Origin of the sequence: Nisaea sp. (assembly GCF_040217065.1) — a bacterium.
Lineage (GTDB): Bacteria > Pseudomonadota > Alphaproteobacteria > Thalassobaculales > Thalassobaculaceae > Nisaea.
Map to the genome: position 1 here is coordinate 446997 of NZ_JAVJNX010000010.1, position 9706 is coordinate 456702.

The 9706-nt window shown below is 60.3% G+C and carries 11 protein-coding genes; 8 read left to right on the forward strand and 3 right to left on the reverse strand.

The window, feature by feature from the left end:
• Positions 1–25: 25 nt before the first annotated feature.
• On the forward strand, positions 26–2746 hold the full coding sequence (locus RH950_RS18185; protein ID WP_350059151.1) for a cation-transporting P-type ATPase: 2721 nt from the start codon (positions 26–28) through the stop codon (positions 2744–2746).
• Between the two features lie 213 nt (positions 2747–2959).
• On the opposite strand, the gene RH950_RS18190 is transcribed toward RH950_RS18185, so the two are convergent.
• Positions 2960–3499 carry an MAPEG family protein gene (locus tag RH950_RS18190; RefSeq protein WP_350059152.1) on the reverse strand — a complete coding sequence of 180 codons (540 nt, stop codon included), beginning with the start codon at positions 3497–3499 and terminating at the stop codon, positions 2960–2962.
• Between the two features lie 246 nt (positions 3500–3745).
• Here RH950_RS18190 and RH950_RS18195 point away from each other — a divergent pair, with 246 nt between their 5' ends.
• From RH950_RS18195 to RH950_RS18225, 7 genes are all read left to right on the forward strand, one after another.
• Positions 3746–4177 (forward strand): hypothetical protein, encoded by a 432-nt coding sequence (locus RH950_RS18195; protein ID WP_350059153.1) that lies wholly within the window; start codon positions 3746–3748, stop codon positions 4175–4177.
• Complete coding sequence (locus tag RH950_RS18200) at positions 4171–5439, forward strand: phosphodiester glycosidase family protein (RefSeq protein ID WP_350059154.1); 1269 nt, start codon at positions 4171–4173, stop codon at positions 5437–5439. Before RH950_RS18195 ends, RH950_RS18200 begins: the two co-directional genes overlap by 7 nt.
• A gap of 54 nt (positions 5440–5493) precedes the next feature.
• Positions 5494–5775: a helix-turn-helix domain-containing protein gene (locus RH950_RS18205; RefSeq protein ID WP_350059155.1), complete on the forward strand. Its 282-nt coding sequence runs from the start codon at positions 5494–5496 to the stop codon at positions 5773–5775.
• Position 5776: 1 nt separating this feature from the next.
• On the forward strand, positions 5777–6370 hold the full coding sequence (locus RH950_RS18210) for a hypothetical protein (RefSeq protein ID WP_350059156.1): 594 nt from the start codon (positions 5777–5779) through the stop codon (positions 6368–6370).
• 426 nt (positions 6371–6796) lie between these two features.
• On the forward strand, positions 6797–7081 hold the full coding sequence (locus RH950_RS18215; RefSeq protein WP_350059157.1) for a HigA family addiction module antitoxin: 285 nt from the start codon (positions 6797–6799) through the stop codon (positions 7079–7081).
• A 148-nt stretch (positions 7082–7229) separates the two neighbouring features.
• Positions 7230–8141, forward strand: coding sequence for an SH3 domain-containing protein (locus RH950_RS18220; RefSeq protein WP_350059158.1), 912 nt, complete (start codon positions 7230–7232; stop codon positions 8139–8141).
• Position 8142: 1 nt separating this feature from the next.
• Entirely contained in the window at positions 8143–8499 is a 357-nt protein-coding gene (locus RH950_RS18225; RefSeq protein ID WP_350059159.1) for a hypothetical protein, read from the forward strand.
• A gap of 95 nt (positions 8500–8594) precedes the next feature.
• Here the strand turns inward: RH950_RS18225 and RH950_RS18230 are convergent, their stop codons facing one another.
• Positions 8595–9272: a fumarate hydratase C-terminal domain-containing protein gene (locus RH950_RS18230; protein WP_350059160.1), complete on the reverse strand. Its 678-nt coding sequence runs from the start codon at positions 9270–9272 to the stop codon at positions 8595–8597.
• The coding region (locus tag RH950_RS18235) for a fumarate hydratase (protein ID WP_350059161.1) at positions 9236–9706 on the reverse strand (471 nt) is incomplete at its 5' end. The genes RH950_RS18235 and RH950_RS18230, both read right to left, overlap by 37 nt.

The window sequence follows — 9706 nt, forward strand, 5'->3', positions numbered from 1 at the left end:
TGGATCGGGGGCGCGAAGAGGGCCGATGATGAAATATCCCATGGAGCGGGAAGCGGTGAACATCTGGCACGCAGCGACGGCAGACGAGGCGTTCGACGCCCTCGGCGCGGATGCCGGCGGCCTGTCGCAGGATGACGCGGCGGCGCGGCTTGAAAGATACGGCCCGAACCGCCTGCCGGAACCGGCGAGGCGCAGCCTGCTCGTCCGCTTCCTCCTGCATTTCCACAATATCCTGATCTATGTGCTGCTCGGTTCCGCCGCGATCACCACGGCGCTCGGCCATCTCATCGATACCTCTGTCATCCTCGCCGTCGTCATCGCCAATGGGGTCATCGGTTTCGTGCAGGAAGGCAAGGCGGAAAAGGCGATGGACGCCATCCGCAAGATGCTGGCGCTGAAGGCGTCGGTGCTGCGCGGGGGAGAGCGCCGCGCGGTCGACGGCGACAGCCTCGTGCCCGGCGACATCGTCCTGCTCGAGGCCGGCGACAAGGTGCCGGCGGACCTGCGGCTGTTTCGGGCGAATGCCCTGCAGATCCAGGAATCCATCCTGACCGGCGAGTCGGTGCCGGTGGAAAAGCAAACCGGGCCGGTGGAGCGCGAGGCCCCGCTGGGGGACCGGGTCTGCATGGCCTATAGCGGCACCCTGGTCACCAGCGGACAGGGCCGGGGCATCGTGGTCGCCACGGGGGCCGGGACCGAGATCGGCCGGATCAGCGGCCTGCTGTCCGGAGTCGAGACCCTGACCACGCCGCTGGTCCGGCAGATGAACGCCTTCGCCAAGTGGCTGACGGTTCTGATCCTGCTGATCGCCGCCGCCCTGCTGCTCTTCGGATATTTCGTCGGGGAGTCCGGTTTTGCCGAATTGTTCATGGCGGTTGTCGGCCTGTCCGTGGCGGCGATACCGGAAGGCCTGCCCGCCGTCCTGACAATCACCCTGGCTGTCGGCGTGCAGGCCATGGCGCGGCGCAATGCCATTGTCCGCCGCCTGCCGGCGATCGAGACCCTCGGCTCCGTCTCGGTGATCTGCACGGACAAGACCGGGACCCTGACCCGGAACGAGATGATGGTCGCCTCCATCGCCACCGGCGCGCATACCTTCGCGCTGGAAGGCACCGGCTATGAGCCGCGCGGCGCGATCACGCTGAACAATGCCGCCGTCAGCGTCGGCGAGCATCGTGTCCTGGAAGAGCTCGGCCGTTCCGCGGCGCTCTGCAACGATGCCGCGCTGCATGAACGGGACAGCGTGTGGCATGTCGAGGGCGACCCGATGGAAGGCGCGCTGCTGGCGCTGTCCGGCAAGCTCGGTATCGACAGGCGGGCGGAGCTGGCCGCCTGGAGGCGCACCGACGCGATCCCGTTCGATGCCAGGCACCGTTTCATGGCCACCCTGAACCATGACCATGACGGCCATGCTTTCGTGTCGGTGAAGGGGGCGCCGGAACGGATCCTGTCGATGTGCAGCACGCAGCGCACCGCATCGGGGGGCACCGCGCCGCTGCTGGCGGAGGACTGGCATGCCCGGGCCGAGGCGATCGCCGCCGAGGGGCAGCGTGTGCTGGCCTTCGCCGTCCGCCCGGTCGATCCCGGCCATACCGTGCTGGAGTTTTCCGACGTCGAGTCCGGCCTGATCCTGGTTGGCCTGGTCGGGCTGATCGACCCGCCCCGTCCCGAAGCCGTCGCGGCCGTGAGCGAATGCCGGGACGCCGGCATCCGGGTGAAAATGATCACCGGGGACCATCGCGGCACGGCCGCCGCGATCGGCCGGCAGATCGGCCTGCAGAACCCGGACCGGGTGCTGACCGGGGCCGACCTGGACGCCATGGACGACAGCGCGCTGGCCGCCTGCATCCTGGAGTCGGACATCTTCGCCCGGACCAGCCCGGAGCATAAGTTGCGGCTGGTCATGGCCCTGCAGGCGCACGGCCTGACCGTCGCCATGACCGGCGACGGCGTCAATGACGCGCCGGCCCTGAAGCGCGCCGACGCGGGCATCGCCATGGGGCTGAAGGGCAGCGAGGCGGCGAAGGAGGCGGCGGAATTCGTGCTGGCGGACGACAATTTCGCCTCCATCGCGGCGGCCGTGCGCGAGGGCCGGACCGTCTATGACAACATCAAGAAGGTCATCAGCTGGACCCTGCCGACCAACGCGGGCGAGGCCATGACCATCATTGTCGCCCTGCTGTTCGGCATGACCCTGCCGATCACGCCGGTGCAGATCCTCTGGATCAACCTGATCACCGCCATCACGCTGGGCATGGCGCTGGCCTTCGAGCCGACGGAAGAGGACACCATGCGCCGCCCGCCCCGCCGGCGCGGCGCGCCGCTGCTGACCGGCGCGCTGGGCTGGCATATCCTCTTCGTCTCCGTCCTGTTCCTCGGCGGCGTGTTCGGCATCTACACCTACGCCATCGATCGCGGCTATCCCGTCGAGCTGGCCCGCACCATGGCCATGAACACCCTGGTGGTGATGGAGATCTTCCACCTGTTCTTCATCCGCAACATCTACGGAACCTCGCTGACCTGGAAGGCGGTGCGCGGCACGAAGGTCGTCTGGGCCACCATCGCCAGCGTCACGGCGGCGCAGTTCCTCATCACCTATGCCCCGCCGCTGCAGGGCGTCTTCGGCACGCAGCCGGTGCCGTTCCCGGACGGCGTGCTGATCGTCGCCACCGGCGTCGCCCTGTTCGCCATCGTGGAAACCGAAAAGCAGCTTCGCCTGCGCATCTGGAAGCGTGGGCCGGACTGAGCTGAGGAGGGGGGGCGCAACCTCCGGCATCACACCCGTTCCCCATGACCGCGCGACAACCCGCCGTCACCCCGGCGCAGGCCGGGGTCCATCGATCGTGGAGCGGTACGCGTCATCCATGGATCCCGTCCTGCGACGGGATGACGGGGAGCGCGTGGGTGTGAAATACGTGTGGCCAGCAATCAGGGTGCCTGTCCGCCTAATTCGTGACCTTTAATGCAGGGCCCTGAAGAGGATGCTGCCGATGGCGACCAGCGTCAGGAACACGGTCGGATAGAAGGTCAGGGCAAAGCCGAAGGCCCGCGCCGGGGCGCCGCCGGCATAGCCCGCGACGAACAGCACCCGGCCGGCAACGAACATCAGCGCCGCCGCCGGCACGGCCCCGTACCAGGCGGGATCGGTCGCGGCGGTCCAGAGCAGATGCGCCAGCACGGCGATGACGGCCTGCTCCAGCGTGTTCTGCAGCATCGCCTGCAGCACATGCGCCCGGCCCGTGCCCGCGGTCAGCCCGCTGCCGTCGATATCGGCCGGGGTGAAGAACCGGTGCCGGGCCAGCAGGCCGATGGACAGCACGAGGCAGAGCAGGACGAGGGAATCCCATTGCAGGGTGAGGGCGAGCCGGTCGGCCAGGGAGGCGGGCGGCGCGGGCAGGGCCTGCGGCCAGAGCACCAGCGCGCCGAGGGTGATGATCGTGATCGCCAGGGCCGCCAGCATGTTGCGCAGGACGCCGCGTTGCTTGCCATCGAGGGACATGGACACACGATAGCATGTGTGGGGAACGCGGTTAAGCCGGGTTGAAAGGCCGGTTCCGGAGCGGGCACCCGGCCGCGCCGTTGTGACGACAGTATCTAAAAGCCGATACGCTTGCGACGGACAATAAAAGTGTATGTCGCAAATATTTTCACCCTAAAATTTTATTTTCTATTAGGACTCATTTATGATTTTATTTTATAAATAATCAATTCAAGCATAAGTAGTGTTTTTCAGGAGCGACTTGTAATGCAAACAAAATTTCTCCGGCCATGTGTCGGGCTTCTTGCGTTCATCGCCGTGTTGGCGGTTCCCACGCCCAGTTGGGCTCTCTGGTCGATTGGGAAGCTGACCAATAATTGGGGAGAGACAATAACGTTCACTCTCCCGGTTGGATCCGGGTCTTATTCGCCGGTTGGGGAAATGCTGGCCCGAAGAGGCGATCTTGCCATCGTTGTTCCCGGGTCGGGGGTCATCTATTTCGAGGACAAAGGGCACAACACGCCGTGTTCGCGGCCCTATTGGGGTGTGAAAATAACCTTCAAGAAGCAGGTCTGGGGATTTTTTTATGATGGCGGCGGGCTTGTCGATGTCACCATCGATGCACAGGGAAACCCGAGCTTTGTCGCGGCCTCTGGCGGCTCGCAGGTCGTGGTTGGTGACGGGCCTCCGAGATGTTGAGCGCTCCTCTGATCGCTTCGTCAGGGACCAGGCAGAAACGAGATATTTTCCCGGAGGCCACGATGCCCGCTCAAAGTAAGCTTTCGGATCGGCTGCTGCCGGTCTCCCGGTTGGCCGGCTCGATACTCGCCCGGATACTGGTCGTTCTTTTCGTGGCGACCGCAGGCACGCTTGCAGCGGCGACACCGGCCCATGCGAAGTGCGGCGGCGACGGGCAGGTGCCCTGCAAAGTCGAGAAAGTCAGGTCCCCGTGCTATGGCTGCTGGGGTTCGTTCTGCGGCGGCTGCTATTACACGGCAGATCAATGCGACGACGACAATTTTGTTGGCCGCGACCTCCAGTGCCACAAACCAACCTCTCACATTTCACGGCCGGCAACGGTCGATTTCATGGATGGTACGCACCGCGTGACTGAGGGCTATTACGTGAAAATAGACTTGCGGTTGGCTGACGTCGTGGTGCCAAACCTCGATTATCCGGCAACCTGCAGCCGGATTGCGAATTTCCCGAACACGTTGCGAACCGTCGCGCAGGATCAGAATGCGCCCACGGTTGCGGACTGGGCGGAATCTTCATATTACCGCTCAAGCTTTGCCGTTAACGGGAGTTTCTTTGAGGTCTTCGGTTACTACGGCAACGGGGACATACATTCTGAGGTCTGCACGCACGTTTATGGCTACACCGTCAGTGACGGAAAGCTGATTCGTCGGGAAGAACAAATAAAGGTCTACAGCAAGGACCATGGACCGCGCGATGTCGATGCCGGGACCCTGATGATATTCAAGGCCGGAACCAGGGATGCGCGTGCCACAATGGGTTGGTATCCGATGTTCCCCCGGCATCCCTCCATGGTGCCGCCTGACCTGGAAGATGCCATCAGCGGCACGCAATTGCTGAAGAACGGCGTGTATGTCACAGACGCTGTGGCTGCCCCGGACCCTACATGCCGGCTTGCCCGGTCGGCTGCCGGCCTGACAGCGGACGGAAACACCTTGATTTTCGTTGTCGTCAATCCGGGAAAAAACGGCAGCTGCCGGGATCCGGCGCAAGCGACAACGCTTGCCTCTCTTGCCGCTTATCTCAAGAGTCTCGGCGCCGAGAACGCAATCTCGCTTGATGGTGGTGGATCCTCACAGCTCTACTATACGGATAACCGTGGCGTGGTGATTCGTTCCCTGCCGAGCGACCGCGTTGGTCTTCCGGGCTTTAGACCGGACAAACGATATTACAGACCTGTTGCCAACTTTATCGGCATTCGGTGACAGGCCAAGCGCTCAGCGAGCGGTCTGCGCGCCCTCGCTGAGCGGAAAGCGGCGATGAAGAATCCGGCTCATCCCGGGGAGATCATCCGGGAGGATGTGATCGGCCCGCCGAACCTGGCGGAAACTGCGGCGGTGCTGGGCGTGGCGCGCAACTCGTCACTGACCTTTTTATCCTTAACCGCGCAAGTTCATTCCCCGGTTGCAGAAATTATCAATAAAGATACCCTTTTGCGTGTGAAGCTTGAGCTGGAGGCAGGCCATGTCGTTGTTCAGCCGGGGGCCGGACCGGATTGCTGCGGACCTTGCCAAAGCAGGAATATGGCGGCATCTGACTAACTTGTTGAGCGGGGTGGTCGGCATCGTTGCGTTTAGCTTCGGGATCGGCTCTGCGGTCGGGTTCGGGCTGACCAAGGCGTTCGATCTGGGGGCCAGCTTCGTCTACTTCGCCGGCGCGGCCACAACTTACGGCCTGACGCAGCTCGCGGTCGTGCTGCTGATCTATCAGTCGAAGGTCGAGTGGACGGAGGTTTTCCAGAGCGAGATCGACGAGGCGCACAATGATGACAGCATCTCCGGTCCGTTCTGGGCCGTTGGCTACCTGCTGTCCCTGATCATCGGCTATACGATGTTCATCCACGCCTTCGGCGGCTATTTCGGCGGGCTCGCGCTGTTCGACAACGCAGCCGATCCCGGCCTCGGCGCGGTGATCCTGTTCGTGCTGGATCAGGCGCTGCGCGGCTTGATGTTCGACGTGATGGAGGCCTACAAGCTGAGCATCTCTGCGCTCGACTACCAGGGTGGTGTGAACTGGTTCTCGAGCAGCGTCATGCTGTTCCGGCTGTCGCTGTCGGTGTCGTTCTTCTCGACACTGCTATTCGCCTTCCACTGGTACCAGAAACGCACGACGCCCCGCGAAAAGGCTGGCGAATAAGGGGGCCGGGATGCGCTTGTGACCGGTAAATAGGGTGCGTGTCCCTTTAATTCCTTTAATTCACGCCACCCCGGCGCACCCCCACCATCGTCACCCCGGCGGAGGCCGGGGTCCACAGGATCATGGGACGCCGCCCGTCATCCATGGATCCCGTCCTGCGACGGGATGACGGGTGGGGTTTGAACGCGATGCGCTTGCGACCGGCAATCAGGGTGCGTGTCCCTTTGATTCCCGCCATCGTCACCCCGGCGCACCCCCGCCATCGTCACCCCGGCGCACCCCCACCATCGTCACCCCGGCGGAGGCCGGGGTCCACAGGATCATGGGGTGGCGTCCGTCATCCATGGATCCCGTCCTGCGACGGGATGACGGGTGGGATTCAGGTGGGGTATGCTCTGAAAGGGTGATGTTGAATGGATAATGACGATGAAGAACCCGGCTCATCCCGGTGCGATCATCCGCGAGGATGTGATCGGCCCGCTGAACCTGAAGGTGACGGCGGCGGCGGCGGCGCTGGGCGTGGCACGCAACACGCTGTCCCACCTCCTGAACGGAAACGCCGCCCTGTCCCCCGAGATGGCGATCCGGATCGAGAAGGCGTTCGGGCTGAAGGCCGAACATCTGCTGCGTGTGCAACTTGCCTATGACCTCGCCCGGGCGCGGATACGTGAAGACGAGATTGACGTACAGCGGTTTCAGTCGGCGTCGTGACGGAATGGCGAGGATCTTTGCCCTGAGAGATAAGCCGCGTCCCCTTTGATTTCGCTTAATTTTAGTCGGAGTGTCTTCCGTTTATTTCCTGCAGTCTTGCAACTAAGCATTGATATTGGTACTCTGTTCACCAAGGAGCATGAAGAGCGTGCGACATTTTTTCGGCGGAGCCATAACCCGAAGATTTATAGCGGCTGTCGCAGCTGCGTTTGTCGTCTTGTCTTTTGCCGGTAAATCGTCGGCATTGCTTTTAAAGAAAGCAGCCGACGATCCATTCTTGTGGATGTCCAGCGCGCCTATTCCAGATCAACAAATAGTCACCTACGGCATAAATATCTTAGGGACTGCAAATTATTCCTGTCCACCAAACATAGAGTGCGAAGTCTCTTATATTCGAGCCTCTGTTGTTGTCGATTCAGTACGATTATTTCCAGCATATAATGAAAGTAGTCCTGCAGGTATTTCAGTACAAAAAAGTATTTCTGAAAATGATAAAACATACTCATTTCCAATGTCCGGTATAGTAGCAAAGGCAGGCTACAAGACAATTTCCAAAATACCGGGATTTCTTGTTTTGGAGGCGGGAATTAAAGGTCAAAAAATTAATTCTTCGGAGGGAATGTGTGGAAGTAATAGAAATATCTCTAGAGAAAACCAACTGACTCTTGAAATTGAAGACGTTACTGATGTTTGGGAAGTAAAATCGGTAGAATTTTTTGTAAGTCAAGATGATTGTCCGGACGTTTCTGGCGTATTGAATTTTTCGGTATCAGGTGCACCTAATGGTTATGGACTATCTACTATTGCAGTTGAAAATATCCGCGTTCGTGAAGCGCCGCCAAACAAATTTTATATTCCTGGAGATGTAGTCGGTGCCATTTCCAAAGGCGATACTGTGCAAGTAATTGGGAGAAAAAATTATAATTTACTTTACAATAACTATGAATGGTTGCAGGTCGTAAAAACGAATAGTGAAGGTGGTATTGAATCGGGATGGGTTTTTAATTCAGATTCACAAGGTGAAGGGTATTTGTTGCCCGCGAAAAAAGGTGGGTATTAAAATGGGGGAGTCGAATTTCGCGCCAGATATGCCGAATTTTTGGGGCATAATCACTATATGGATTCTTCCCATAGTTTTTTATTATTTAGGAATTCTGATAAGAAGGTATGTATTTCCATCAGATGACGATATGGAAATTAAAAAGCAATTTGTTCTCGGTTTTTTTGTTGGGGGGACGGTACTATTTGTAATGACAGACGTGCTGCAAGCCGCACTTCAAAATACAAATTCTAGAGCGGATAGCTGGACTGCATATCTTGTGGGTCTTTTCGTGATGCTTGAACATGGGTTGATAGTTCAAGAATCAGGAAGGCAAAAGATCGCTTCTTTAATAAAGCGAGCTAGTGGAGGTAATTAGAAACAGAATTCCCGCATCAACTAGAAAAATTTATTGTGAGTCCATATCTCCAAATTATTCAGAATTTATTCTGCCGCCTTCTACGTTTTTATAGCTCAAATCAGCTCCTGCTCCCGATCATCCGTTTCCCCGAACCGCTGCAATGACGGCTTCTTCAGCCCCTCATAGAGCTTGTCGATCCCCGCATTGATCTCCCGGTTGTTCCGTTCGAACAGCGAGTTCCCGGCATGGTCGCTCTCCACCAGCAGCGGGCCGAATTTTTCCACTTCCAGCACCCACATGGCCTGGGCGATGCCGAGCTCGTCGAGCCAGTGCGCTGCCTTCACCTGCTTGATCCCGCGGCCGAGCAGGGCGCCGGTGCCGTAGCCGACTGTCGTGAGGTAGACCGCGCCGGCGGGGACGAAGAGGGTCTTGTAATCCTCCTCCGACATGCCGCCCTTGCCGATCACCATTTTCGCGCCGGACGCGGCGAACCAGTCCTTCATCCATTTCGAGAACCGGAAGCTGGCCGTCGCGGTGACGGCGCTGACGTGCAGGGTCCCGTCCTCCTGCTTGGCGGCGGCGGGGGAGCAGTGGAAATTGACGTTGCCGAGCTCGGCGAAGGGGGCGGGCGGGGCCGCGCCGTCCGCCAGGATCTTCTTGTAGACGCCTTCCCGGGCCGTATAGATCGGCCCGTCGAGATAGACCACGTCGCCGAGTTCCAGCGCGGCCAGCGCCGCGTCGGTGACGGGTGTCTTCAGGCGGACTGTCTTGCGCTCTGGGGCTTTTCCCATGAGACCGTCTCCCGTCGCATATAGGGGGTGAACCAGGTGGGGTCGGTGCGGAATTCCGCCCGTCCGTCGGCATGCAGCCGCACCGTGGCGCGGCGGGAGGAGAGGCAGAAGGCGTGCAGGCTCATCGGCATGCCGCCCGTGTGGGTGTAGCCGGCCTCGATATGGCAATCGACCACCATGCTCTTGCCGACAAAGCCCATGGCGCCCATGCCGATGGAATTGCCCAGCTCCTGCAGCTCCAGCTCCAGCTTGGCGATTTCCGGGTCCGGGTTGCGGTCGCCGACAATGCGCAGGCAGGCGGCCTGCTTGCCGAGCACCATCGAGGTGTCCTTCGAGCCGCCGAGCCCGATGCCGACAATCGCGGGCTGGCAGGCCAGGCCCCGTTTGCCGAAAGCGATCATGCCGTCGAGGAAGAAGCGCTTGATGCCGTCGAT

Bases quoted from the DNA above. Each gene is read 5' to 3' on its own strand.
- RH950_RS18185 (WP_350059151.1), top strand. From the start codon at position 26: ATGATGAAATATCCCATGGAGCGGGAAGCGGTGAACATCTGGCACGCA.
- RH950_RS18190 (WP_350059152.1), bottom strand. From the start codon at position 3,499: ATGTCCCTCGATGGCAAGCAACGCGGCGTCCTGCGCAACATGCTGGCG.
- RH950_RS18195 (WP_350059153.1), top strand. From the start codon at position 3,746: ATGCAAACAAAATTTCTCCGGCCATGTGTCGGGCTTCTTGCGTTCATC.
- RH950_RS18200 (WP_350059154.1), top strand. From the start codon at position 4,171: ATGTTGAGCGCTCCTCTGATCGCTTCGTCAGGGACCAGGCAGAAACGA.
- RH950_RS18205 (WP_350059155.1), top strand. From the start codon at position 5,494: ATGAAGAATCCGGCTCATCCCGGGGAGATCATCCGGGAGGATGTGATC.
- RH950_RS18215 (WP_350059157.1), top strand. From the start codon at position 6,797: ATGAAGAACCCGGCTCATCCCGGTGCGATCATCCGCGAGGATGTGATC.
- RH950_RS18225 (WP_350059159.1), top strand. From the start codon at position 8,143: ATGGGGGAGTCGAATTTCGCGCCAGATATGCCGAATTTTTGGGGCATA.
- RH950_RS18230 (WP_350059160.1), bottom strand. From the start codon at position 9,272: ATGGGAAAAGCCCCAGAGCGCAAGACAGTCCGCCTGAAGACACCCGTC.